Genomic DNA, 25,556 nt, shown 5'->3' with positions numbered 1-25,556 from the left:
AAGAGGTGATGCAGTCGTTGTCGGTATCGCGTTGGATTGCCGTCAGCCGTCCGAACTAGACATGCGCCGCCACCGCGGGCTGGGCATGGGCCGGCTCTCGGGTCGGCGATGGCAAGTCGGGCTGGGCGCCGGAACGAAGCTCATCGAGCCCGGCGTTTTCGTACAGGGTGCTGAGGCGCGCATCGGTCAGCTCAGAGGTCTTGCCGTCGAAGTACAGCCGACCATCCTTGAGCGCGATGGCGCGATGACAGTAACGCCGGGCGATGTCGACTTGATGCAGGGTGATGACGACCGTACGACCGTCCTCGGCATGAATTCGCTGAAGAATCTCCATCACTTCACGGGCACTTCGCGGATCCAGCGATGCAATGGGCTCGTCGGCGAGAATCACGTCGGCGTCCTGCATCAATACCCGCGCGATCGCCACGCGCTGCTGCTGGCCACCGGAGAGCGTATTGGCGCGCTGATAGGCCATGCCCTCCAGGCCGACCCGGGCGAGGCACTCGAGGGCCCGCTGCTTCTCTTCCTGACTGAAGCGCCCGCTGAGCGCGCGCAGGCGAGGCATGCGCCCCAGCTGCCCGATCAGCACATTGGTCAGCACACTCAGGCGATTGACCAGGTTGAACTGCTGGAAGATGTAGCCAACACGGCAGCGCTGGCCACGACTGGCACGCTTGATCCGGCCACTGGCCTGTACCTCGCGGCCCAGCAGGCTCACCCGACCGCCGGTATGTCGGTTACAGCAGGTCAATCCGACCAGGTGGCGCATCAATGTCGACTTGCCGGAACCGGAGGGACCGATCAGGGCAACGATGTCGCCTGGGGTGATCTCGAAACTGACGTCCTCGAGCACTTGGCGATGGCCGAACGTCTTGTTGAGTCGCTCGACGACGATGGTGGGGATGGACATGATGCCTCTCCTCTTGGAATGGCATCAGTCTGCAGGCGGCAGGTTAAGGCATGTTGTCTAGACAATGTCATTGATGTGACAAATTCACCCGGACGCATCGACGTCAGCCCAGGCCTTTTCAGACAATTATTTTAAAAAACAGGACATTAAATATTGGCGTCACTGTGCTGTAACGCAAATGCCACCGCACAGCCATATTCCGCTCGAGCGCTGTCCGTGTTCGCTTGAGGCGACGACTCACGGCGGTGCAGCGATGAGCTGGCGTGCTGTTCAGGCGATCGGATACCCGCCGAAGGTGGCCTGACAGGAGCAAGGGATACCCGGGATAGCGCCAGGCCATGGGCATGATTGGCAGGTTCAAAGGGAAAGTTCTGGCAACCGCGACCAGACTGACAGACAGCGCACCTGAAAGAGGCAGCGTCCCTGTGAAAGGTAACGTCCCTATGCGAGACAGCCTATGCAGCATCTGAGCCTGGAACCCAGCGCGCTGGAAGTCACCGACCTGGCCACCATGCATCGTTTCTTCGAACAGGTGCTGGAACTGCGGCCATTGGTGGTGAGCGCCACAGGCGTCACTCTGGAGCTAGGCGGTGGGGACACGACTCACGTGCTGATGCTACTTGCCAGCACGACGCCGACCCCACCGCGCACCATTAATCTGGAGGTCAGTGCAGCGGACTTTCCCAGGCTGCGCCAGCGCCTGGAGCAATGCGGAGACGCCTGCGGGTGGGTGAGAAGCTGGGATGCGCCCGACAGCGCCTCGCCTCAATGCGCCTTCCGAGTCGTGCTGTGCCGGCTTCCGGAAGGCCATTGGCTAAGGCTGACCGCCATCGACCCCAGCGCGTGCCGGCATGTCACCTTAGCCCGCACCCAGCGCGATACTCCGCGCCGGTGATCCGTCAGTCGAAACCCTCATCCAGCGCCTCGTCATCGTCCTGCAACAGGCGTTTGCGGCGCTCATCACGCTGCTTCTGCACCCGATTGTTGCGATAGCGTCGCGCCACGGCCACAGCCAGCGCCACAACCAGCATGAGCAGCAACGTCAGGCCTTGCCACGGCCGCGGTGACTCCAGGGTCGAGCCGAGCACGAAGATCATGATGAAACCCAGCGCCTGACTACTGATGGCCAGCGCGCGCAGAGGGTCGAAGGTCTTGGGTGAGGGCATCACGCATCCTGATAAATGAGGGACTGGCGGCCTGACGCAAGATGACAGCGCCCGACGAGCGCAGTAGCCTTGCCGAATCGGGTTCGCCCAGTGTACCTGCTCGCTATCGACTTTTCGTGCCCTCGCGTTGATCAACGGAGCCTTCCCCGCCATGGATGCCATCGCCATTGGTCCGGTGCTAGTGAGCCTGCCCCGGCTCTACGCACTCGCCATCACCCTACTGCTGCTCGCGGCCAGCGCCTTTCTGCTGGGGCTTCCGCGCCGCCGCCATGGTCGCTGGTTCAACGGCCTGATGCTGGCCTGGTTGCTCGGTGCTCGTCTCGGACATGTGGTGATGCACTGGGAGGCGTATCGGGACGACAGGCTCGATATCGTGAGCCTGTGGCTGCCTGGGTATAGTGCCGTGTGGGGGCTGGCTGCCGCGGCCCTCTGGACCCTGTGGGCGCTGCGTGATCGTATGGCCGCCCTGCTGGGCGCCCAAGGCCTGACCCTGCTGGCGACACTTGGCTGGCTGGCGCTGGTCAGCTGGGCCCCGCTGTCCGCCAGCCCTGCTCCGCAGCAGGTGCCAGAGCTGACCCTGGAAGATGTCGACGGAGCGCCTATCGCCTTGCGTACGCTGACGGGCGACGCTGCCGGCAAGCCGATGATCATCAACCTATGGGCGACCTGGTGCCCCCCATGCCGGCGGGAGATGCCGCTGCTGGCCAAGATCGATCAGCGCGATGATGTCACCGTGATCATGGCCAATCAGGGCGAGCCGCTCCTTCAGGTCACCCGCTATCTGGATCAGGCCGACCTCGACTTCCGCTACGCGCTGCTCGACCCGCGTCAACAGCTGCTGGCCGCAAGCCAATCCCCTGGCCTGCCGACGACCCTGCTGTTCAGTGCCGATGGCAAGCTCCTCGAACGCCATGTGGGGGAGCTGACGCTGCCCCTGCTGGATGACTGGCTGAATCGCTGAGCAGCTGCCACGCTCTTCTTATACTGCAGGTGAAACGCACCCGCAGTCTCAGGACCGAGGCGGCCACCCCGCCTCGGCCCGCCCATCTTCTGTCGCCTTCTTCCCGTCGCCTGCAACATCGCCGCTTTGCTCCCCCGCGTCGCGGTATCGGCCTGCGACGACTCTGCAAAGTCATCCCCGGCGCGACAATCGCGCTTAAGCCAGACTGAAGATTGCTGTAAGATACCGCGCCCTGTCGGCGGCGGGCCCGGCCCGCGACCACGAACCGTAACGACGCATCTCCCGAGGCATCATGAGCGACTTCTCTCCCGGCCAGCGCTGGATCAGCGACGGCGAGGCCGAACTCGGCCTGGGCACCATCCTGAATTGCGACGCGCGCAGCGTCACCGTGCTCTTCGGCGCCAGCCAGGAAACCCGCACCTACAGTACCCGTCTCGCGCCCTTGACCCGCGTCGCCTTCGGCAGCGGCGACCGCATCCAGTCTGCCGAGGGCTGGCAGATGACGGTGGACGATACCAAGGAAATCGATGGACTGATCGTCTACATCGGCGAGGACGACGCTGGCGAGCTGTGCGAGCTGCCGGAGGCCCGTCTGGCCGACAGCATGCAGTTCGACCAGGCCCGTGACCGCCTGCTGACCGGCCAGGTCGATCGCAACGACTGGTTCGACCTGCGTTTTCGTACCCTGCACCACCACCACCGGGTGGAGCAGAATCCGGCACTCGGCCTGGCCGGGCCTCGCATCGATCTGATTCCGCATCAGCTCTACATCGCCGACGAGATCTCCTCCCGCCAGGCGCCACGCGTGCTGCTGGCCGATGAGGTGGGGCTGGGCAAGACCATCGAGGCTGGGCTGATTCTGCACCGCCTGCTGCTGACTGGCCGGGTCGAGCGCGCGCTGATCCTGGTGCCGGCGAGCTTGACCCATCAGTGGCTGGTGGAGCTGCTGCGCCGCTTCTCGCTATCGGTGACCCTGCTCGACGAACAGCAGAGCCAGGCCCACGGTGACAGCAATCCCTTCGATGCTGGCCAGCTGGTGCTGGCAAGCCAGGATTGGCTGTTTGCCAATCCTCACCGCCAGAGCCAGGCGGAGGCCTGCCAGTGGGACCTGTTGATCGTCGACGAAGCACATCACCTTGAGTGGCATGACCAGGACCAACAGGACGAGGGGAGCGAGCAGGAGGTCGGCCCGGGCTACGCCTGCGTCGAGCGTCTGGCCGATGCCACCGAGGGCGTGCTGCTGCTGACCGCTACTCCGGAGCAAATGGGACTGGCCAGCCACTTCGCACGCCTCCGGCTGTTGGACCGTGACCGCTATTCCGATCTCGACGCCTTCCGCGCCGAAGAACAAGGCTATGTCGGCGTGGCCCAAGCCATCGACGCACTTGCCGGCAGCTCGGAGCACGCCCTGGATGCCAGTGCCCGCGACGCGATCGGGGCCGTCGCCGACGACAGCGACAGCGACAGCCAGGCCCTGCTGGCGACGCTATCCAACCCCGAAAGCAGCAGCGAACAGCGCGAGCTGGCGAGCGCCCAGCTACGTGACCAACTGCTCGACCGGCACGGCACGGGGCGGGTGATGTTCCGCAACAGCCGCCGCCATGTGGGTGGATTCCCCGAGCGCCGCCTGCACGTGGATAAGCTTGAGCTGCCGTCCTCCTACCGTCGCGTGCTGCGCCGTCTTGGCCGCGATGAAGACTATCTGGACGAGCTGCTGATCGAGACCGGGCTCGATCATCCCGACGTGATGATCTACCTGGATGGCATGTACAGCGCACTGAGCGAGGATCCGCTCAACGCAGAGCCCTGGTGGCAGTTCGACCCACGCGTGACCTGGCTGCTGGAACGCCTGACCGAGATGGGCGATGACAAGGTGCTGGTGATTGCCCATGATCGCGAAACCGCGCAGGGGCTGTCCGATGGCCTGCGAGTGCTCGGCGGTGTCCAGGCTCCGGTGTTTCACGAAGATCTGTCGCTGGTGGAGCGCGACCGCGCCGCCGCCGCCTTTGCCGACGATGAAGACGGCTGCCAGGTGCTGGTCTGCTCGGAAATCGGCTCTGAAGGCCGCAACTTCCAGTTCTGCCGTCACCTGGTGATGTTCGACCTGCCACTGCACCCGGATCAGCTCGAACAGCGCATCGGTCGCCTCGACCGTATTGGCCAGCGCCACGCCATCGAGATTCATGTCCCCGTGTTCGAGGGTAGCCCCGGCGAAAAGCTGCTGCGCTGGTACCAGGAGGGCATGGATGCCTTCAGCGCGCCCCACGGACTTGGCAATGAGCTGTTCGATGCCTTCGGCGACGACCTGGCCGAAAGCCTGCTGGATGACGAGGCTCTGGACGACGTCATTACTGAGACACGCGCGCTGTTCGACGCCAAGCTGGCAGAGCGTGACGCGGGCCGCAATCGCTTGCTGGAGCTCAACGCCTGTCGCCCGGAGCGGGTCGAGGCCGTGCGCGAAGCGATTGTTGAGCTCGATGAAGACCGTGCGCTGCCGCGCTACCTCGATCAGGCGCTGGACATCTTCGGCGTCGACAGCAAGGAACTGGGCAACGATCTGACGCTGCTGACCCCCGGGCCTCATATGCTGGATGGCCTACCTGGACTGGTGAAGGGGGAAGAAGGCTTTACCGTGACCACTTCCCGTTCACGGGCTTTGGCCAGGGACGACGTCCAACGACTGTCGTGGGAGCACCCTCTGGTGCGCGAAATGATGGGGCGCATTCTCGACGGCGCCATGGGCAACACCGCCCTGGCACTGCTCAAGCACCCGGCGATTCCGGCGGGCAGGCTGATGGCGGAGCTGGTCTTCCGCACCCACTGTCCGGCCCCCAAGCGACTGCACCTCAACCGCTTCCTGCCCCCCACCGCCGTGCGGGTGCTGCTTGACGAATCAGGCGCCAACCTGACCGACAAGGTGTCCTTCACGGGTCTGTCGAAGAACCTGAAGAAGGTCAAGAAAGCCGTGGCTCGAGACCTGATCAAGAGCCGCCACGACCAGCTGAGAGACCTGCTCGACAGCGCCGAAGCCGAGGCCCAGCGCGAGCTGCCGACGATCGTCGAAGCCGCCCAGGTACGCATGCGTCAGCGTCTGGACAACGAGCTGACGCGACTGGAAGCCCTGGCACGACGCAATCCATCGGTGCGCGAGGATGAAATCACCGCCCTGCGTGAGGAACGTCAGGCGTTGGATCAGGCCATCGAAGGCACCCGGTTAAGGCTCGACGCGGTACGCGTGATTGTGACCATCGACGACGACACCCGCTGACCCGGCGGGCACCACGGCGCTCGAGAATGCACCAGCGCCTCCCTGGCAGGCCTGCCAGGGCCACCGGGCCCCTAACCGCATGGTCGGGGCCTGGTGGTATCAGGCGAGGATATCCTCCAGCGCTTGATCCAAGGTCGGGTAGCGAAAGGTGAAGCCCTCCTCCTCAAAGCGCTGAGGCACCATCCGTGCGCCCGTCAGCAGCAGCCTGGACATCTCTCCGAGTAACGTCTCAAGCACCAGCGCCGGAACCGGAAAGGGCGTTGGGCGCTTGAGATGCCGACCGATGGCCCGGGTAAACTCACGATTGGTCACCGGCTGCGGCGCACTGCCATTGAAGGGACCCGACAGATGGGGCTTTTCGATCAACCACAGCAGCATCTCCACCAAGTCCTCGCGGTGGATCCACGGCATGTATTGATCCCCCTTGCCCAGCCGTCCGCCCAGCCCGAGCTTGAAGGGCGGTAGTAGCTTCTTGAGCATGCCCCCACCCTGATCCAGCACCAGGCCAGTTCGCAGGATGGCCAGGCGTACCCCATAGGCCTCTACCCCCCTTGCCGCATCCTCCCAGCGCTGGCACAAGCGATGGACGAATTCATCATGGGGTGTCGTCTGCTCGGTCACTGGCGCAGCGTCATCGCCCCCGCCCTGATCACCGTAGTAGCCCATGGCCGAGCCACTGACCAGTACCTGCGGAGCGCTTGCGGTCTGGGACAGTTGCTCGCACAACATCACCAGCTCCTTGGTGGCGTTCACCCGAGAGTCAATGAGCCGCTCTTTCTGGCTATCGCTCCAGCGCTTGTCCGCAATCGGCTCACCGGCCAGATTGACCAGCGCAGCAGGGGGCTTGTCGACGAAGTCCAAGGCACTGCTGCGCACATCGACGCCCTCTGGCAAGGCCTTGGCCGCCTTGGCTGGCGCGCGCGACACCACCTGCACCCGATGGCCATTGTCGACCAGCCGGCGACATAGACGTTGCCCGACAAAGCCACTGCCACCCGTGATCAATACTCGCATGGACACCTCTCGTTGATCCCTCAAAGATGTGCGATCAGCGCTGACGGCTGCGCACCTGCGCTTCTCATCAGCCTAGACGTTGCGCTCACGGCTGGTCGAGAAGTTTATTTGACTCAAGTTGTACATCATTTGTACGCTTAGGTCATATCACAACACGCCGAGCTTGGGAGTCGGACATGATGCGACGACAAGTTGCCATCATTGGAGCAGGCATCAGCGGGCTAGCCTGTGCCAATCGGCTGACAGCATTGGGTCACCGCGCCGTCCTTTTCGACAAGGGACGCGGTCCAGGTGGCCGTGCAGGTTCCAGGCGACAAGGTGAACAGTCTCTGGACCTAGGCGCTCAGCACTTCACGGCGCGACATCCCGACTTCCAGGCCGCTGTCGACACTTGGCGTGAGGCTGACATCGTGGCCCCTTGGCCCAGCATGCTGTACTGCGTCGACCATGAGCGGCAATGGCGCTCGCATCAGGACGACGAATCACGCTACTGCGGCACCCCACGCATGAGCGCCCTGACTCGACACCTGGCGACGGGGGAAGAGCTGATCCCCTCCACCCGCATCACCCAATTGCACGAACGCTTAGATGGCTGGTGGCTGGAGGATCACCATCAGGATCTCCATGGCCCCTTCGATCACGTGGTCGTGACCGCGCCGGCTCCCCAGGCAACGCCGCTGCTGCGACCTCATGATCCGGCGCTGGCCGCCGCATGCTCGGAGATCGACATGCAGCCCTGCTGGAGTGCCTGGGTCACGTTCGACGCACCGCTAACCCTTCCCGGGGTGGACCCAGGCTGGCCGGTGGCCCGTTTCGACGAAGGCCCCATACGCCTGGCGATTCGCCACAACACCAAACCCGGCAGAGATGAAGCGGCAGAAACCGTGGTCCTGCTAGCCACCCAGCGCTGGAGCCAACAGTATCTCGAAGATGACGCATCATCGATCGCCCAGCGACTGCTCGACGCCTTCACCGATAGACTGCCAGCGGCAACCGCCCTGCCCGATGTCACCCTGGGAGGTGCCCATCGCTGGCGCTACGCCAACGCAGTCAATTGCCTCGGTGAGGAAGACCACCGCATCGGCGACAGCGGCCTGGTACTGGCCGGTGATGGCTGCCGAGGCGGGCGCATCGAAGATGCCTGGCTATCCGGCAGCCATGCCGCCGAACGCCTCGTGTCGCTGGTGGGCGCGCCATGAACGTCTGGCGAACCGAAGCGGGATACCGCAACATTTTCGGCACGCTGCTCACCGGCAGATACCACGCGATCATCGCTTTTTAACAGGAATCCGTTCATGTCATACGCCCTGATACTTCTCGCACACGGATCCAGCGACCCCAAGTGGCGAGCCCCATTCGAGCAATTCCGCGATGCGCTGGTGCCACGTCTGGGAACGCCCATCCGGCTGGCCTACATGGAGCTGTGCGAGCCATCCCTGGAAGCCACCGTGGCGGAACTGAGCGAGGGCGGCATTCACCAGATCGAAGTATTGCCGTTGTTCTTCGCCGCTGGCCGCCATCTGCGCAAGGATGTGCCCGCGCAGATCGACGCCCTGAAGGCGGAGCACGACCAGCTGTCGCTGACACTGCTTCCACCGGTTGGCGAACACCCGGCCTTCGTCGAAGCGCTGGCCAGTGCGGTCGCGGATCAGGTCGGGGAATCGCTCGACGCGGACCAGTAACACATGCAAACAGCGTGAGCGAAAAGCAGTAAAGCTGTTGTACACTTTGTACCGTCTGTACAGCTCGGCACTGGCTGTACCGTCGATTTGATCCAGCAGGTTCAAAGGACACGGCGCTTTCGCGCTTTTACTTCGCAACAGGACACGCATCGAGGCCCCCATGAGTCATACGGCGCCCCCCACCGAATCTCCTCTCTACCCCATCCGCGAAGTCTCGCGGTTAACCGGGGTCAATTCGGTGACCCTGCGCGCCTGGGAGCGACGGTATGGGTTGATAGAACCCCGTCGCACGCCCAAGGGGCACCGCTTGTACGCCCGCGAGGACATTGAGCGGGTCGAGCGCATCCTGCAATGGCTGAATCGCGGCGTGCCCGTCAGTCAGGTCAAGGACCTGCTGGCGCAACCCGAGCCGGCCGAACCTGCCCCCACCGCGGCAGGCGACTGGCCAAGTCAACGCCGGCAGGTACTGAGTGCGGTCGACGCGTTGGACATGGACCACCTGGACAGCCTCTATCAGCAGGCACTGGCGCTGTATCCGGTCGGTACCTGCCTGACCGAGCTATGGCAGCCGGTGATCCTGGAACTCGAAGAGCGCTGGGAGGGACAGCTGGGTGCCGCGCTGCAGCGACGCACACTGGAGAGCTTCCTGCGCACCCGTATCGGCATTCGGCTGTTTCACGCCAACCGAATCGCCCGCGGCCCCACTCTGCTGCTGGATACCTTGCCTGACGATGATGGCGCGCTATGGACGCTGATGATGGCGCTGGCCGCCAGCGAGAGGGGCTATCGCATTGTGCTGATGGATGATCCTCTCCCCTTCACCGACTTGCCCCTGGCTCTCGAGCGCCTGCGTCCTGGCGCAGTGGTGCTGTGCAGCGGCAAGGCAGAGCGTGCAGACGTGGTGCGCCGACTGCTGCCGCGCCTGGCCGAGCAGCTCGATACCACGCTGGCATTGTGTGGTCCCGTTGCGCGCATCAGGGCCGCTGAATTGCAGGATAGCGAGATTGAGGTGCTGGGTGACGACATTCCCATGGCGCTTGATCGTTTGAGGCCGCTGATCCGCCAGCACTGATCCAACAGTACTGGTCCATCAACACCGGTCCATCAATACCGAGGGCGCCCCTTTGTAGGCGAGAAGCGCCGCCCAACGCTTCTCGCCAGACCTCCTCGCTAGTGTTCTAACGTCCGGCCAGTCATCGTCTGCCGACGCCCAACCCTCCATGACCGATCCTTCAACACGAGGAGGCCACTCCATGCCTGTCACCCTGGTCTGGTTCCGAACGGACCTGAGAGTCCACGACAATACCGCCCTGTTCCATGCCAGCCAGCGGGGTCCCGTCATCGCGGTATTTCTTCACGCCCAGGAGCAATGGCGCGAACACGGACATGGAGACAACAAGCTCGACTTCATCGCGCGCGGTGTCGAAGCACTGGGAGAATCCCTGGCACAGCGCAATATCCCGCTGATCCAGCTCGACACGCCCTCCTTCAAGGAAGCGCCCGAGGCGCTGATGCGCCTAGCCGAGGAGCTCGGCGCAGATGCGCTGTACTTCAATCGCGAGTACCCGCTGGACGAATGGCAACGTGACCAGGCGGTACTGGAGGCTGGCGACAACAGCGACCTGGAGGTGCGTGCCTTCCGCGATGCAGTGGCCTTCAGCCCAGGCGAGCTGCTCACCGGCAAGGGCGACTACTATGGCGTGTTTACCCCCTTCTCGAAAGCCTGGCACAAGGCCATCAGCAGCGAACGCCTCGAGGTGCTGGACGCGCCTGCCAAGCAATCACCGGTGGAAGTGTCAGCAACAGCCCGTCAGCGCACTCGCTACGATGACAAGGCGGTCGATGGCCGCCGGTGGCCGGCAGGAGAAGAGGCTGCCGCGGACCGTCTATCGGCCTTCCTGAGCGGATCCATCAGCAGCCCTGGGAAACGCTACAAGGAGGACCGCGACTTCCCGGCCAAGCGAGGCACCAGCGAGCTGTCTCCTTACCTGGCCATGGGCATGATCTCCTGGCGCCAGTGCATGCAGGCCGTCATCTCGATCAATGACGGCAGCCTGAGCGATGGCGACAAGGGCCTGACGACCTGGGTCAGCGAGCTGATCTGGCGCGAGTTCTACCAGCATGTGGCCGTGGGCTTCCCCAGGGTCTGTCGATACCGCGCCTTCCAACGTTATACAGAAGCCCTTGAGTGGCGCGACGCCGACGATGATTTCGCCGCCTGGTGTGAAGGGCGTACCGGCTACCCTCTGGTCGACGCCGCCATGCGCCAGCTGGTCTCGACCGGGTGGATGCACAACCGATTGCGCATGGTGACCGCCATGTTTCTCACCAAGCACCTGCTGATCGACTGGCGCCGCGGAGAGCGCTTCTTCCTCGAGCACCTGGTCGACGGGGAGTTTGCGGCCAACAACGGAGGCTGGCAGTGGGCTGCTTCGACGGGCACCGATGCCGCCCCGTACTTCCGCATCTTCAACCCCACGACCCAATCCGAACGCTTCGACCCCGACGGCAACTTCATTGCCCACTGGCTGCCGGAGCTAGCTGACCTCCCGGCACGCCAGCGCCACGCCCCATCCTCGGACCTCCTCAGCAGCAACGACTATCCTCGACCGATTGTCGAGCACAAGGCGGCTCGCGAACGAGCGCTCGAGGCCTTCAAGTCATTGTCCAAGGATGACTAAGGCAGACGCGAGCACCGACAGGGAGACCACGATGATCGACGACCCGCAGCTGGCAGCCTTCTGCGACACCTTCAACAAGCTGGACAAAACCTGTACAGAAAAGCTATACAGTATATATTCTGATGACATCGTGTTCATCGACCCGCTCCACCGGGTCAACGGCATTAACAACCTGAAGGCTGATTTCGATGCCATGTATGCCAACGTGATCACGTGCCAGTTCGACTTCAGGCATGCTGTGCGTGAGGGACAACATGGGTTCGTGACCTGGACCATGACACTGCAGCATCGGCGCCTGGCACGGGGGAAACCCATCGCCGTGGAGGGCTGCTCGGCGCTGACCTTTGCCTCCGGCGAAGGCGGCAAGGTGATTCGCCATCAGGACTATTTCGACGCCGGAGCACTGCTGTACGAACGCCTGCCCCTAGTGGGAATGCTGGTTCGCCGAATCAAGCGTATCGCGGCAGGTTGAAACCCTGACTAGCCATCCCACGTAGCTGGCAGTCAGCAGCATCTGGTACCAGCAACAGTGAGGATGACATGGCTCGCGACCCCAACCCACAGCGCATATGGCTCACCGGTGCCACTTCAGGCATCGGCGAAGCGCTGGCACAGCGCCTGCTGGACGATGGCCACCGGGTGGCACTGACCTCCCGCAGCCGCTCAGGCCTTGAAACGTTGGCCGGCCAGCGCGACAACGCACTGCTGGTGCCCGCAGACGTCACCGACCTGCAGGCGATGAAGGACGCAGCAGCCGTCATCGCTGATGCCTTCGATGGCCTCGACATGGTGATCTTCAATGCCGGCACCTGCGTCTACCTGGACGGCGGTCGCGTCGATACCTCGCTGGTAAGAGACAATTTCGATCCCAACTTCTTTGGCACCATTCACGCACTGGAAGCGGCGCTGCCGCTGCTGCATCAGGCCCGCGACCAAGGTTCACGCCCGCTGATCGCCGTCACCTCCAGCGCCTCGGCCTATCTTCCCCTGCCCAGGGCCGAAGCCTACGGCGCCTCCAAGGCGGCGCTCACCTACTTCTGCGAATCATTGCGCCTCGACCTGGCCCATCAGCAGATTGATGTCAGCGTCATTCACCCAGGCTTCGTCAAGACACCACTGACCGAGCGCAACGACTTCCCCATGCCCATGGCCGTGACCCCGGAAAAGGCCGCGAAGGCCATTCTCGAGGGACTCTCGGCGCGCCGCCGAGACATCCACTTCCCGCGCCGCTTTACCTACCTGGTCAAGCTGCTGGGCGTCATGCCCCTGCGCCTGAGGGTCGCGATCGGCAAGCGGCTGGTGCGGCGCGAACACGACACCGAGACGCCTTCACAGCAGGAGAACGACGGATGACCCGACCTGAACCCGGGCCACACGCACAACGTATTGCAGTGATTGGTGGCGGCATCAGCGGACTCTCAGCGGCCCGCTACCTGAGTGCCCGTCACCAGGTCACCCTGTTTGAAGCAGCGGACCGCCTGGGCGGCCACACGGCTACCGTCGATGTCGAGATGGACGGTCAAGACTACGCCATCGACACCGGGTTCATTGTCTTTAACGACAGGACCTACCCCCACTTCCAGCGCCTGCTCGATCATCTCGACGTTGCCTATCAGCCCACCGAAATGAGCTTTTCGGTGCATCGCACTGACGTCGACTTCGAATACAACGGCCACACCTTGGCCTCGCTTTTCGCCCAGCGCCGAAACCTGCTGAGACCCTCGTTCTACCGGTTGCTGGGACAGATAGTGCGCTTCAACCGCCAGGCGATTCATGACCTTGCCAACCATGACGCGAATGCAGACCCTGACCCGCTGCTGCTGCCGCTAGGCGACTACCTGGACCGCGAAGGCTTTAGTGAAGACTTCCAGCGCCACTACTTGCTGCCCATGGGCGGCGCGATCTGGTCCGCCAGCCTGGCCGACATTCGCGCTTTCTCGACGCGCTTCTTCCTGCGTTTCTTTCATCATCATGGGCTGCTATCGATCAACGACAGGCCTCAGTGGTTCACCATCAAGGGCGGCTCCCGCACCTATATTGACCGCCTGACTGCGCCCTACGCCGACAGCATCCGGCTGGCCACTCCCGTCCATGGCATTCGCCGGGAAGCCGATGCCGTCGTCATCCGCACGCACAGCGGCGAAGAGCGCTTCGACCAGCTGGTCCTGGCCTGTCATGCGGACCAGGCCCTGGCACTACTGGAGGACCCGAGCCCGGCGGAGCGCGAGATACTTTCCGCCCTGCCCTATGCCGACAACGAGGTCGTGCTGCACACCGACACTCGGCTGCTGCCACGCCGGTCACGCGCCTGGGCCAGCTGGAATTACCGTCTTGATGGCCGCGCCGACAGCGCGAACGTCTCGGTTACCTACGCCATGAACATCCTCCAACGACTTGAGGCGCCGCATACCTTTTGCGTGACCCTCAACGACAGCGACAGCATCGCCGCCGACAAGGTAATTGGACGCTTCACCTACGCACACCCTCAGTTCACCCAGGCAGGTGCACTGGCCCAGGCTCGCCACGCCGAGATTTCCGGCACCAAGGGTCGCACCCACTTCTGCGGAGCTTACTGGCGTCATGGGTTCCATGAAGATGGCGTCTGGAGCGCCTTGCGGGTGGCCCAGGCGCTGGGCTGTGACGAGCTCGACCATGAGCGTCTCAGGGAGGCGACGTCATGATCACGACGCCGCGCTCGCGCATCTATCGTGGCACCCTGCGTCATCGCCGCTTTCTGCCTCGCCAGCACTCCTTCGACTATCGCGTGTGGATGGCGTTGCTGGACCTGGATGAGCTCCCCGCACTGTTCGATGGTGTGCCCGGCTTCAGTGCCAGGCGGCCCGCGCTGGCACGTTTCCGCCGGGAAGACTACCTGCCCGCCCGAGGCCAGCAACTGTCACTGGCAGAGGCCGCCAGAGAAGAGGTGCGCGAGCGTCTGGGAGCCGCCCCAGAGGGACGCGTCACCCTGCTGACGCAACTGTCGTCGCCCTGGGTCAGCTTCAATCCCATATCGCTCTACTACCTCTATCACCCTGCCGACGAGACAGGAGAGGAGCGGCTCGGCGCGGTGCTGGGAGAGGTCACCAATACCCCCTGGAGAGAGCGAACCCGATACGCCAGCGCAGTGGATGGCAGCCGCCACACGCATCGCGCGGCGTTCGACAAGGACCTTCACGTTTCGCCCTTCCTGCCCATGGGCATGACCTATCACTGGCGCTTCAACAGTCCCGGAGAGGCGCTGTTCATGCACATGGAAACCTGGCGAGACGAGCAGCGCCATTTTGATGCCACGCTCACCCTGGAGGGCCAGCCTGCTACGCGCGGTGCCCTCATGTCGACGCTGGCACGCCAGCCCTGGATGGCCACCAAGACACTGGCCGCCATCCATTGGGAGGCGCTCAAGCTGTGGCTCAAGGGCGTTCCCTTGCACGATCATCCGCCCCCCGCAGAGGGTGCCACGCCTCAGCCAAGGGAGAGTCAGTCATGACCTTGACCACACGCCAGTCCAGCGCCAGCGACACTGCACCGCCGCCCCCGTCAAGCGGCTCTCGGTTAGCCCAAGGAGTCCAGGACATGACCACCCTGAGAACACAGCACCACGCTATCGCCAGCAGCGAAGAAGGCAGACTGTCGCGTTGGCTGAAGCCTCGCGTGCTGGGCCACTTGGCCAAGCTCAAGCACGGCCACATCACGCTCATCGATGGTCACGAACGCCACCTTCTCGGCGAGGACGGCGAGCTGTCCGTTACTCTGGTGGTGCGTCACAGTCGCGCCTGGAAGCGTATGGCCATGGGCGGCTCGGTGGGTGCTGCGGAAGCTTACATGGAAGGCGATTGGGACGTTGACGACCTGGTCGGCTTGATTCGCCTGTTCGCCCTCAACATCGATCAGGTCAATGACGACGTGGAAAGGGGGGTCGCCAGCCTTGGCCGACTCCTGCTGTCGGGGCTGCTGAGACTGCAGCGCAACAGCCGCAAGGGCGCCAAGCGCAACATCGCGGCGCACTACGACATCGGCAACGACCTGTTCGAGACGTTCCTCGACCGCGAGCACTGGATGTATTCCAGCGCCGTCTTCCCAAGCCCGGATGCCAGCCTGGAGGAAGCCTCGACCCACAAGCTGGACGTCATGCTCGACAAGCTGGATGTGCAGCCCCATCACCACCTTCTCGAGATTGGTACCGGCTGGGGCGGGCTGGCCATTCATGCCGCCAAAACCCGCGGCTGCCGCGTCACCACGACCACGATCTCCGAGGAACAGTATCAACATACGGCGCGTCGACTGGCCGAAGAGGGGCTGGACGACCAGGTCACGCTGTTGAAACAGGACTACCGGGAACTGAGCGGTCGCTATGACCGGATCGTCTCGGTGGAAATGATCGAGGCCGTCGGCGCCGACTACCTGCCGCTGTACCTGAAGACACTCGATACGTTGCTCGCCCCACGCGGGCTGGTGCTGTTGCAAGCCATTACCGTGCGGGACCAGCGCTACGAGGCAGCGCGCAAGGAGATGGACTTCATCAAGCGCTATATCTTTCCGGGGGGGTTCCTGCCTTCACCGACCGTGCTGCTCACCCAGCTGACGCGACACACGTCCCTGAACCTGATCGATCTGGATGATATCGGCATGCACTATGCTCGCACCCTGCGCGAGTGGCGCCACCGCTTTGAAGCCAATCTGGATCGTGTCGCACGGCTGGGCTATGACGAGCGCTTCATTCGCATGTGGCGCTACTACCTGTGCTACTGCGAAGCCGCCTTCCTGGAGCGCACCATCAGCACCTGTCACCTGCTGCTGGCCAAGCCCGATGCGCGTCCTCCGACCCGGCTCGGAAGGCCGTAATCTTGGCCCGCTCTCGGACAACCTGGCCTTGGCTTGCGCTCAATGCAGCTGGCTTCCAGCTGAGTTGGCTGGCCTGCGTCATCGGCGGTGCGGGCGTGGGCGGCATCGTCGCCGGCGTGGTGCTCGCGGCTCATCTCATTGGCATGGCGCGCCCAGGGGAGTGGCGCTGGCTGGTCATCTTCGGGCTGACGGGGCTTGCCATCGACGGTAGCCTGGCGCTGCTGGGGGGCTATCGCTTTGCGCCTGAAGACGTCCGGGTGGGACCGCTGGCGCTGTGGCTTTTGTGGCTGTGGCCTCTTTTCGCCATGCTGATTCATCACTCGCTCTACTGGCTGTGGGCGCGTCCCTGGCTGGCAGCGCTGGGAGGAGCCATCAGTGCCCCGCTGTCCTATTTCGGCGGCGCCAAGCTGGCAGGGGTAGCGCTAGCCCCGTGGCTACTGCCGAGCCAGGCCGTCATCTGGGCGCTGATCTGCCTGACGGTCAGCCTGGCGGCGGCCCGTGGATACCTCACGCCACCGCCTGGCGAGAACCGCTCTCCAGCGGCTGACTGACGCTCTCGCGCCATAGCGCCTCCAGCTCATGGGCCGGCATGGGTCGCGCGTAGAAGTAGCCCTGGACCTCATCACATCCAACCTGCCGCAGATAGTCACGCTGTTCGGCGGTTTCCACCCCCTCTGCCACCACCTCCAGGCCCAGTCCCCTGGCCATGGCCATCACCGCATCGACGATGGCGGCGTCGGCGGTCTCGTGGGGCAGCGCCTTGACGAAGGCTCGGTCCAGCTTGAGCTTGTCCAGCGGTAGCTCCTTGAGATACCCCAGCGACGAATACCCCGTACCGAAGTCATCGATGGCGATACGATGCCCAAGATCCCTCAAGCGCTCCAGCCTGGGCGCGATGTCGCCGCCACGATCATCCAGCAGCACTGACTCGGTCAGCTCCAGCCCCAGCCAGTGAGAGTCGACTTCGTGGCGTGCGCGTCCCGTGGCAAGGGTCTTTTCCAGGTCCCCCTGGAACAGCTGCATGGCCGAAATGTTGATCCACACCGGCAACAGCGGCAGCCCACGCGAACGCCAATGGGCGAGCTGTGTCAGCGCCTGGTGGATCACCCAGTCCCCCAGAGGGGCCATGAGGCCGTGACGCTCGGCCAGGGGAATGAACTCGGCCGGTGACACCAGCCCATCGCGTGGATGGCGCCAGCGAAGCAAGGCTTCCATGCCGACCATGGCCTCATCGGACAGTCGATGCTGGGGCTGATAGTGAAGCTCCAGCTGGCCACCCTGGGCGAGGGCTTCGCGCAGGTCATTGAGCAGCGCCAGGTTGGGGCTGTCGCTGACGTCCAATGCCGGCCGAAACCTCAAGCACAGATTGCCGCCGCGTCGCCGCGCGGAGACCAGCGCGGACTCCAGTCGCTGGAACAGCACACCATCATTGTCGCCGTCCTCGGGGGCACGACAGCTGCCAATGGTGATGCCCAGGCGCAGGGTGCTTCCGTCGATCTGAAACGGCTCCCCCAGGTGGGCCTTCAATCCCTCGATCCAGCCCTCGTGGTCATCGTACGTGGTGGTACGCAGGACCATGAATTCATCTCCGCCCAGTCGACCGACCACGCCGCCGGCCACATGACCGGCCAATCTTTTGCCGAAACGCGCAAGCAGGCGATCTCCGGCACTGACGCCCAGGCTCTCGTTGATCTCGCGAAAGCCGTCAATATCGATGAGGGCCAGGTCCAGGCTTTCTCCTGCTCGCAGGTGACGCAGACGAGAAGACAGCAGCTCATGTAGCCGAAAACGGTTGGGCAGGCCGGTCAACGGGTCTTCCCGCCCGATGCGTCGCAGGTCCTGCTCTCGCGCCTTGCGCAGGGATATGTCGGTGAAGGTGGCAATGTGGTGCTCGGGATGGCCACGGGCATCGGAGATCACCTGAACCTCCAGCCACATCGGATACTCATTGCCATCCTTGCGCCGCTGCCACAGCTCACCTTCCCAATGACCTGTGCTGGTCAAGGCCTGCCAGAAACGTTCAAAGAAGGCGCTGTCATGGCGCGCCGCCGCCAGATTGCTGGCGCTCAGCCCCTGAACCTCTGTCAGCTCATAGCCCGATAGTTCGGTGAAGGCCGGATTGACCGCCTGTATCTGATGCTGAGCGTCGGTAATCATCACCGCTTCGCCGGACTGACGCATCACCTGCTCGGTCAGCCGCGCGCGGCGTTGCTCGAGCTTGATCTGGCGCCAGCCATCCCACAGCGCCACCGCCATCAGTACGACGGCACCGAGCCGCAACGACACGCTGGGCAGCCATAAAATCGCCGACATGGCGCAGAGCCCGAGCCAGATCAGCGGGCGGTTAAAGGAGAGACGAGGCCACATGGTCGATACGGACTCCCGCTGGAGAGAACAGGCGAAATTGCTGTCCTATCGTTATCGGCCGACAGTAGGAAATCTGTAGTGCAAGATTCCTTTTCCGAGCAACCACGACCATGATCGAAGGTCCACGGGGTGCATTCGGCCCCCACGAACAGTAGACTAGGCAGGCCGCGTGGCGGCAGATTGCCGTACGCGGCGTACATCACTTCGACTCTCGGAACGCTCCAGTGACCAAGCAACACTCTTTTGATCGCGATGAACTGCTGGCTTGCAGCCGCGGTGAGCTGTTCGGCCCGGGCAATGCCCAGCTGCCGGCCCCCAACATGCTGATGCTCGACCGCATCACGCGCATTTACGAAGAGGGTGGCGAGTACGGAAAGGGCGAACTGATCGCCGAGCTCGATATCCGCCCCGACCTGTGGTTCTTCGACTGCCATTTCCCGGGTGACCCCGTCATGCCTGGCTGTCTCGGCCTCGATGCCATGTGGCAGCTGGTGGGCTTCTACCTTGGCTGGCTCGGCCATCCCGGACGTGGCCGGGCACTGGGCTGTGGTGAGGTCAAGTTCAGCGGGCAGATCATGCCTGAAGCCCAGAAGGTTACCTATCGCATCAATATCAAGCGCGTCATCACCCGCCGCCTGATTCTGGGCATGGCGGACGGCACTGTCTCCGTCGATGGCCGCGATATCTATCAGGCCAATGACCTGCGCGTCGGCCTGTTCACCTCCACCGCGAATTTCTGATCAGGAGGCTTCCATGCGACGAGTGGTAGTCACCGGCCTGGGTATCGTGTCCTGCCTGGGCAATGACCGGCAGCAGGTACTCGAGGCACTCAAGAACGGCCAATCCGGCATTCGCTTCAAGGAAGAATACGCCGAGCGCGGCTTCCGCAGCCAGGTGGCGGGCGTGGTCGATATCGACCTGGATACCCTGGTGGACCGCAAGCTGCGCCGCTTCATGGGCGATGCCGCCGCTTACGCCTATGTTTCCATGGCTCAGGCCATCGAAGACTCTGGCCTCAGCCCGGAGCAGGTCTCCAATGAACGTACCGGCCTGATCGCCGGCTCCGGCGGCGCTTCCAGCGCCAACCAGGTGGAAGCCGCCGATGTCATGCGTGAGAAAGGCCTGCGCCGCGTTGGTCCTTACCGTGTCACCCGGACCATGGGCAGCACCGTGTCCGCCTGCCTGGCGACCCCGTTCAAGATCAAGGGCGTCAACTATTCCATCTCTTCCGCCTGTGCGACCTCTGCACACTGCATCGGCTCAGCGATGGAACAGATTCAACTCGGCAAGCAGGACGTGGTCTTTGCCGGTGGCGGCGAAGAAGAGCACTGGACATTATCGTGCCTGTTCGACGCCATGGGCGCCTTGTCCACCAGCTACAACGACGCTCCGGCAACCGCCTCTCGCCCCTATGACAAGTCTCGCGATGGCTTCGTCATCGCCGGTGGCGGGGGCATGCTGGTACTCGAGGAGCTCGAACACGCCAAGGCCCGTGGCGCCAAGATCTATGCCGAGGTAGTGGGCTACGGCGCCACCTCCGACGGCAAGGACATGGTGGCTCCCTCCGGCGAAGGCGCCGTGCGCTGCATGCGCCAGGCCATGGCCACCGTGGACGGCGACATCGACTACATCAACACCCACGGCACCTCCACGCCGGTAGGGGATGTGGCCGAGTTGAAGGCGGTGCGCGAAGTGTTCGGCGACAGCACTCCGGCGATGAGCTCCACCAAGTCACTGACCGGGCACTCGCTGGGCGCCACCGGGGTGCAGGAAGCGATCTACTCGCTGCTGATGATGGAGAACGATTTCATCGCTGCCTCCGCCAATGTCAGTGATCTGGACGATGAAGCCCAGGGCTTCGACATCGTCACTCAGCGCCGCGATGGCGTGAAGCTTGACCGGGTGCTCTCCAACAGCTTCGGCTTTGGCGGCACCAATGCCTGCTTGGTACTTCAGCGCTACAGCGACTGATACTTCCTCTAAGCCGTCATCACGACGGATAGCAAGAAGCCAATAAACGGCGCCTTTGGGCGCCGTTTTTTCGCTGGATGGACACACTTTCTCTTATATTTTGCTCGATTAACTACAAACTAGCTCACAGCAAACAGGCATCGCCAGAGTGGTTGAGCGGTCGACTGGGGCCATGTTTACACTTCCTTCCGTCGGCGCCGCCCCAAGGCTTCTGCAGCGCGTCACCAGCGGCGCCATTGGATGCCCCTCTCAAGGAAGATGCTCATGAATCTCCGTCATACCCTGTCTGTGACCGTTGCCACCCTGGGCTGCAGTCTCCTCCTCTCTGGCTGTGAAAACATGTCCACTGACGACATGATCAGCACCGGCCTCGCCGGCTTCGACGCTGCAACCATCAGCGATGAGGAGATCCAGGCCATGTCCGCTCAAGCCTGCGAGCAGATGGATGCCGAATCCGCCATCGCCACTCCCGGCTCCGAGTATGCCCAGCGTCTGCAGCGCATCGCCGACAACCTGGGTCACCAGATCGACGGCATCCCGGTCAGCTACAAGGTCTACATGACCGACGACATCAATGCCTGGGCCATGGCCAACGGCTGCGTGCGCGTCTACAGCGGTCTGATGGACATGATGACCGACAACGAGATCGAGGGGGTGTTGGGCCATGAGCTCGGCCATGTGGCGTTAGGCCACAGCAAGAAGGCCATGCAGACCGCCTACGCGACCTCCATCGCCCGCGACGCCATGGCGGCATCCGGCAATGGTGCGGTAGCCGCCCTGTCCAGCTCACAGCTGGGCGATTTGAGTGAAAAGTTCATCAACGCGCAGTTCTCCCAAAGCCAGGAGAGCGACGCTGACAACTTCTCGTTTGACCTGCTCACTGATCGTGGCATTCCTCGCGAAGGCCTGCTGACGGGCTTCGAGAAATTCGCCGACATGGACGGCGGCGAGAGCAGCCTGATGTCGTCACACCCGGGCTCCAAGGATCGCGCCGACAACATCCGCGAGCGCCTGGCCAACGGCTAGGCCGGCGACGCTGACGGCGTCACTGGTGCTGCTTAACCGACAAGGCCTCTTCCCACGCCGGGAAGAGGCCTTGTCGTGTCTTCAGGCACGCCGTCACCAGGTCTCAAGCGGTCTCGGTACGCGAAGCCGGTTGGTGGGGACGAGGCACGCTGGATATCTCAGCAAGTGTCGCCTCGATCCAGGCCTCGGTGTCTGCCAGCACTTCATCAGGGGTGCGCCCTTGTGTGGCGATCGGCTCACCCACCACCAGTGAGATACGACCAGGACGCTTGACCCAGTCTCGGCCGGGCCAGCATTCCCCCGCGTTATGTGCAACGGGCACCACGGGGACTCCTGCACGACAGGCGATCACCGCACCGCTCTTGTTGTAGCGGCGACGCTTGCCGGGATCGACCCGGGTGCCTTCGGGGAAGATCAGCACGGAAAGCCCCTCCTTGAGACGCTGTCCACCCTGGCTGAGCACCTGTTTCATGGCGCGAGCCGGCTTGGAGCGATCCAGTGCAATGGGGTGCAGCAGGCGCAAGCCCCAGCCAAAGATCGGGAAGTTGAGCAGCTCTTTCTTCAGTACCGTGCAGACCGGGGGCTTGAGCAGCTGAAGGTAGACGGTCTCCCACTCGCACTGATGGTTGGACAGAATCACTACCGGGCCGTCGGGCAGATTTTCATGCCCCTGCATCTCGTAGCGCACGCCACATACCAGGCGGAACCAGGCAATGATGAAGTGGTTGTAGAGATTCAGCAGCCGGTAGCGCGAACGCAGTGGCAGCAGGGGGGCAGGAGGCAGAAACAGCAGGCCGCAGACCAGCATGGCCGCAAAGTAGCCGATGTAGAAGATGACGCTGCGCAGCACGTTCATGGGGTTGCGTCCCCCTTGTCCTGGATGGCGGCGGCATCATCACGCGCCTGGCACCAGGTGTCGAGCATGCGGCCCACCTCCAGTCGCCATGGCTTCTGATGCACGCCAAACACCTCCAGCACTCGACGGCAATTGAGGACGCGGCGTAACGGCTGATCGTGGTGATGACTCAGCGCCTTGACCTCGCCCAACGCAATCTGCTCGCCCTGCCCTTCAAGCCGCGTCCCCAGCTGGGTACGCACCATGCAGACAAAGGTGTAAGCGCTGACCGGCTCGACACCTGCCAGGTGATAGCTACCCCAGGCATCCGCGCCGCAGGCTTGCTGCTGGAGCATGCCTATCAGTGCCATGGCCACTGCATCGGCGGAGGTGGGGCAGAGGGTGACATCCGTCTCGGCACGTACCACGCCACCACTGATCAAGGTATCCAGCAGCTCGCCCAACCAGGCGTGACTGCCTTCCAGGGCGAACATCGGGCCCACGCGCACGATCAGGTGCTGGTGGCACTCTGCCCGGATTCGGTCGCCTGCGGTCACCAGACGGCGCAGGCCTTCATCGCGAGGGGCCGGAATGACATGCTCGTCGATCGGCGAGGCATGACCGTCCTCATACAACTGGTCAGAGACGCACCAGACCAGAGGAATACCGACATCGCGACAGGCCTCCATGCAGGCCTCGACAGCCTCGGCGTGTTCCATCACGGCGGCGGGGGGCACGCTGAAAGGGCGCGACAACGGTGGAATGATCAGTGCATCGGGCGCAATCGCCCGCAGCTTGTCCGCTCCCACCCGGGTGGCAGGATCGATCACCAGCTCCGTATCACCGCGCCGGTTGCTTTCCCGTGCCAGGGCCAGCGACAGGCAATGCCCCGCATCCAGAATCAGCAGCTTCACGACGACTCCTCGTCCATGAGGGCAGCGTGCAGGTCTGCACGATACCCTTGGCGTTACGGCGGATACTCCCTCGACGAGGCAGCACCAAAAGGCCACATTCTACACCAACTGCTGGTGAAACAGCGCCCCTCCCATGGCAGGCGCTGCCGTCCTCGGCGGTGTCTTCCACATCACCTGCGTATGGACGGCTTGCAGACCTGCTCATGAAGCTATCTGGCGGTCAAGCGGCGCTTAGCCGAGGCTGGTGGCAAGCCCCACCAGGCTGACGACCACCAGCACCACGCCAAGCACCCGGAAGAACACCTCGGAACGCGCTCCCAGCAGTGCCTGATGCACTCGCTCGCCCAACACGTGCCCCACCAGAGCACAGGGCAGCAGCCACAGGTGGTGCTCCAGCTGCAGGTCGACACCGGCGATGATGAAGGACACCATCTTGATCACCACCAGGATGAACCACAGCACAAACAAGGTATCGCGCAGCTGGTACTTGGCCACGTGGGAGGCGAACACGGCCACGATCAGCGGCGCCCCGATCAGCGACGTGCCGCTCACGTACCCGCCCAGCGCCAGCAGAGCGACATCGACGCCCTTGCTGCGACTTCGAAACGGGCGGTTCAGGGCGTAGCTGGCGCCGTAGATGATGACGATCACGAAGATCACCGCCGTCATCAGCTCTGCCGGCAACGTCAACAATCCGACGACGCCTATCAGTTTGGGGATGATCATGATCGACAGCGCCCGCTTTAAATAGCGCCAGTCGATGTTGCTGTGCTCGCCGCCCGCCTCCTGCTTGATCTGGCGACTGCCGCGCCAGGCGATCCAGCTGGAGAAGATCAACAGATGCACCGCCACGATGGGCAGAAAGACCAGCGGCTCATCCAGTACCAGCAACAGAAATGGCAGCGCCAGCACCGCACCGCCAAAGCCAAGGCTGGTGCGCACAAAGCCGCTCCAGCAGAAGATCAGCCCAATCAGGGCATATTGGTACCATTCGAGACCGGCCACGTCGCGGGCACTCCATTGCGTCCAGGGGAGCTATCACTGTACGGAGTTGGTGGGCAAAAATCAGTAGCCCGCTCACTGTATCGACCTTGTGTCCCAATCTCCCGAGGCCCATCGACCAGGGTCATGTCTGGTGACCCGAGTGGTCCATCGGCACCGCTCATGAAAGGCTGACGCTAGCGACCTTTGGCTGCTCGCCATGGAGCAGTCTGCTCTTTTGCACCGGGGGCTCGCTCGCCTAAAGTGACATGGCGTCATGCCCTCCCCACCGCCGACAGCAGATGAGGATGCCTCTTGGATGTTGAACCGCCCGTAACGATCGGCAAGAAGCGGCGAGCGTTCTCGATCATCGTCGTCTTCAGCTTCCTGTTCGTCGGTACCCTGATTGCCCTGGCCATTCTCGTCGGGCCTTACCTTTACGCGCCACTCGAGTCCCTGTTCTTCGGCACCGCCCGGCGCGCTGCAGACGCCAATGAACAGCACTACAGAGATCATGTCTGGGTGATGTACTCCATCCCCAGCGCTCTCATCTCCGCCTGGCTATGCAGAGTCATGTTCCGCCGCAAACCCCATCGCCGGCGGCGACCGCTGAGGCGCAAGCTGGCCCAGCAGAGAGCGAAGAGGCGCCGGATGGGGGCCAGCGACGGCCTGAGCGGAATCAACGATCATCAGGCAGAAGACGAAGGGGGCGAAGACGCATGGGGCGAAGACAACGTGCAGCGAAGGGGGCGCGGGTATCGCCACATCCTGCCAGGCCATCGGCATAGGCATCGGCACGTTCATCCCAACGACAGGCGGTGATGACCGACGGCCCCACAGGCAGTGATCCCATCTCCAGCCAGCAACGGGCCAGCTTGCCCACCAACGAAGAGACCCCGCTTCCGCGGGGTCTCACGACACGACTAGCCAAGACAGCA

At 63.3% G+C, this 25,556-nt stretch carries 24 protein-coding genes; 17 read left to right on the top strand and 7 right to left on the bottom strand.

The window, feature by feature from the left end:
* Positions 1–55: 55 nt before the first annotated feature.
* Positions 56–910: a phosphonate ABC transporter ATP-binding protein gene (phnC, locus tag KUW18_RS17390; RefSeq protein WP_206944134.1), complete on the bottom strand. Its 855-nt coding sequence runs from the start codon at positions 908–910 to the stop codon at positions 56–58.
* Positions 911–1,367: 457 nt separating this feature from the next.
* On the opposite strand from phnC, the gene KUW18_RS17385 reads away from it, so the two are divergent.
* Positions 1,368–1,805 (top strand): hypothetical protein, encoded by a 438-nt coding sequence (locus tag KUW18_RS17385; protein ID WP_206944135.1) that lies wholly within the window; start codon positions 1,368–1,370, stop codon positions 1,803–1,805.
* Between the two features lie 4 nt (positions 1,806–1,809).
* Here KUW18_RS17385 and KUW18_RS17380 read toward each other — a convergent pair whose 3' ends face one another.
* A complete protein-coding gene (locus KUW18_RS17380) occupies positions 1,810–2,076 on the bottom strand; it encodes a hypothetical protein (protein ID WP_206944136.1) in 267 nt (88 codons plus the stop codon).
* A 151-nt stretch (positions 2,077–2,227) separates the two neighbouring features.
* Between KUW18_RS17380 and KUW18_RS17375 the strand changes: the two genes are divergently transcribed.
* Both KUW18_RS17375 and rapA read left to right on the top strand, forming a co-directional pair.
* Positions 2,228–3,037 carry a TlpA family protein disulfide reductase gene (locus KUW18_RS17375; protein WP_222483837.1) on the top strand — a complete coding sequence of 270 codons (810 nt, stop codon included), beginning with the start codon at positions 2,228–2,230 and terminating at the stop codon, positions 3,035–3,037.
* 292 nt (positions 3,038–3,329) lie between these two features.
* Positions 3,330–6,305 carry an RNA polymerase-associated protein RapA gene (rapA, locus tag KUW18_RS17370; RefSeq protein ID WP_222561987.1) on the top strand — a complete coding sequence of 992 codons (2,976 nt, stop codon included), beginning with the start codon at positions 3,330–3,332 and terminating at the stop codon, positions 6,303–6,305.
* Positions 6,306–6,404: 99 nt separating this feature from the next.
* Here the strand turns inward: rapA and KUW18_RS17365 are convergent, their stop codons facing one another.
* Positions 6,405–7,319, bottom strand: coding sequence for a TIGR01777 family oxidoreductase (locus tag KUW18_RS17365; protein ID WP_222164129.1), 915 nt, complete (start codon positions 7,317–7,319; stop codon positions 6,405–6,407).
* A 176-nt stretch (positions 7,320–7,495) separates the two neighbouring features.
* Between KUW18_RS17365 and KUW18_RS17360 the strand changes: the two genes are divergently transcribed.
* The 10 genes from KUW18_RS17360 (at position 7,496) to KUW18_RS17315 (ending at position 17,075) form a co-directional block, all read left to right on the top strand.
* On the top strand, positions 7,496–8,518 hold the full coding sequence (locus KUW18_RS17360; RefSeq protein ID WP_206944140.1) for an NAD(P)/FAD-dependent oxidoreductase: 1,023 nt from the start codon (positions 7,496–7,498) through the stop codon (positions 8,516–8,518).
* A 96-nt stretch (positions 8,519–8,614) separates the two neighbouring features.
* Positions 8,615–9,001 (top strand): sirohydrochlorin chelatase, encoded by a 387-nt coding sequence (locus KUW18_RS17355; protein WP_206944141.1) that lies wholly within the window; start codon positions 8,615–8,617, stop codon positions 8,999–9,001.
* A 160-nt stretch (positions 9,002–9,161) separates the two neighbouring features.
* Positions 9,162–10,073, top strand: a complete 912-nt coding sequence (locus tag KUW18_RS17350) for a MerR family transcriptional regulator (RefSeq protein WP_206944142.1) — start codon at positions 9,162–9,164, stop codon at positions 10,071–10,073.
* 181 nt (positions 10,074–10,254) lie between these two features.
* Positions 10,255–11,682: a deoxyribodipyrimidine photo-lyase gene (gene phrB, locus KUW18_RS17345; RefSeq protein WP_222561986.1), complete on the top strand. Its 1,428-nt coding sequence runs from the start codon at positions 10,255–10,257 to the stop codon at positions 11,680–11,682.
* A 31-nt stretch (positions 11,683–11,713) separates the two neighbouring features.
* On the top strand, positions 11,714–12,154 hold the full coding sequence (locus tag KUW18_RS17340; RefSeq protein WP_222561985.1) for a nuclear transport factor 2 family protein: 441 nt from the start codon (positions 11,714–11,716) through the stop codon (positions 12,152–12,154).
* 68 nt (positions 12,155–12,222) lie between these two features.
* Positions 12,223–13,035: an SDR family NAD(P)-dependent oxidoreductase gene (locus tag KUW18_RS17335; protein WP_222561984.1), complete on the top strand. Its 813-nt coding sequence runs from the start codon at positions 12,223–12,225 to the stop codon at positions 13,033–13,035.
* Positions 13,032–14,363, top strand: coding sequence for an NAD(P)/FAD-dependent oxidoreductase (locus KUW18_RS17330; RefSeq protein ID WP_222561983.1), 1,332 nt, complete (start codon positions 13,032–13,034; stop codon positions 14,361–14,363). Before KUW18_RS17335 ends, KUW18_RS17330 begins: the two co-directional genes overlap by 4 nt.
* Complete coding sequence (locus tag KUW18_RS17325) at positions 14,360–15,169, top strand: DUF1365 domain-containing protein (RefSeq protein ID WP_206944152.1); 810 nt, start codon at positions 14,360–14,362, stop codon at positions 15,167–15,169. The genes KUW18_RS17330 and KUW18_RS17325 overlap by 4 nt, the downstream gene beginning before the upstream one ends.
* A gap of 86 nt (positions 15,170–15,255) precedes the next feature.
* On the top strand, positions 15,256–16,524 hold the full coding sequence (locus KUW18_RS17320) for an SAM-dependent methyltransferase (RefSeq protein ID WP_206944154.1): 1,269 nt from the start codon (positions 15,256–15,258) through the stop codon (positions 16,522–16,524).
* 2 nt (positions 16,525–16,526) lie between these two features.
* Entirely contained in the window at positions 16,527–17,075 is a 549-nt protein-coding gene (locus KUW18_RS17315; RefSeq protein WP_206944156.1) for a DUF2878 family protein, read from the top strand.
* Here KUW18_RS17315 and KUW18_RS17310 read toward each other — a convergent pair.
* On the bottom strand, positions 17,032–18,891 hold the full coding sequence (locus KUW18_RS17310; protein WP_206944158.1) for a putative bifunctional diguanylate cyclase/phosphodiesterase: 1,860 nt from the start codon (positions 18,889–18,891) through the stop codon (positions 17,032–17,034). The genes KUW18_RS17315 and KUW18_RS17310 overlap by 44 nt on opposite strands.
* Before the next feature lie 224 nt (positions 18,892–19,115).
* Here KUW18_RS17310 and fabA point away from each other — a divergent pair, with 224 nt between their 5' ends.
* The 3 genes from fabA to KUW18_RS17295 all read left to right on the top strand — a co-directional run bounded on the left by fabA (position 19,116) and on the right by KUW18_RS17295 (position 21,888).
* A complete protein-coding gene (gene fabA, locus KUW18_RS17305; RefSeq protein ID WP_206944160.1) occupies positions 19,116–19,631 on the top strand; it encodes a 3-hydroxyacyl-[acyl-carrier-protein] dehydratase FabA in 516 nt (171 codons plus the stop codon).
* 13 nt (positions 19,632–19,644) lie between these two features.
* Complete coding sequence (gene fabB, locus KUW18_RS17300; RefSeq protein ID WP_222561982.1) at positions 19,645–20,862, top strand: beta-ketoacyl-ACP synthase I; 1,218 nt, start codon at positions 19,645–19,647, stop codon at positions 20,860–20,862.
* A 264-nt stretch (positions 20,863–21,126) separates the two neighbouring features.
* Complete coding sequence (locus tag KUW18_RS17295; protein ID WP_222239070.1) at positions 21,127–21,888, top strand: M48 family metallopeptidase; 762 nt, start codon at positions 21,127–21,129, stop codon at positions 21,886–21,888.
* 103 nt (positions 21,889–21,991) lie between these two features.
* Here KUW18_RS17295 and KUW18_RS17290 read toward each other — a convergent pair whose 3' ends face one another.
* From KUW18_RS17290 to KUW18_RS17280, 3 genes are all read right to left on the bottom strand, one after another.
* Positions 21,992–22,744, bottom strand: coding sequence for a lysophospholipid acyltransferase family protein (locus KUW18_RS17290; RefSeq protein ID WP_222239069.1), 753 nt, complete (start codon positions 22,742–22,744; stop codon positions 21,992–21,994).
* Entirely contained in the window at positions 22,741–23,637 is an 897-nt protein-coding gene (locus tag KUW18_RS17285) for a sugar nucleotide-binding protein (RefSeq protein ID WP_206944168.1), read from the bottom strand. The genes KUW18_RS17290 and KUW18_RS17285 overlap by 4 nt, the downstream gene beginning before the upstream one ends.
* Before the next feature lie 231 nt (positions 23,638–23,868).
* Positions 23,869–24,642, bottom strand: a complete 774-nt coding sequence (locus KUW18_RS17280) for a TSUP family transporter (protein WP_206944170.1) — start codon at positions 24,640–24,642, stop codon at positions 23,869–23,871.
* 291 nt (positions 24,643–24,933) lie between these two features.
* Between KUW18_RS17280 and KUW18_RS17275 the strand changes: the two genes are divergently transcribed.
* Positions 24,934–25,440, top strand: a complete 507-nt coding sequence (locus tag KUW18_RS17275) for a hypothetical protein (protein ID WP_222164139.1) — start codon at positions 24,934–24,936, stop codon at positions 25,438–25,440.
* The last annotated feature ends 116 nt before the right edge of the window (positions 25,441–25,556 follow it).

It is taken from the genome of Halomonas sp. DP5Y7-2 (genome assembly GCF_019802025.1).
Taxonomy (GTDB): domain Bacteria; phylum Pseudomonadota; class Gammaproteobacteria; order Pseudomonadales; family Halomonadaceae; genus Halomonas; species Halomonas litopenaei_A.
This window is presented reverse-complemented; position numbering and strand designations above follow the sequence as displayed.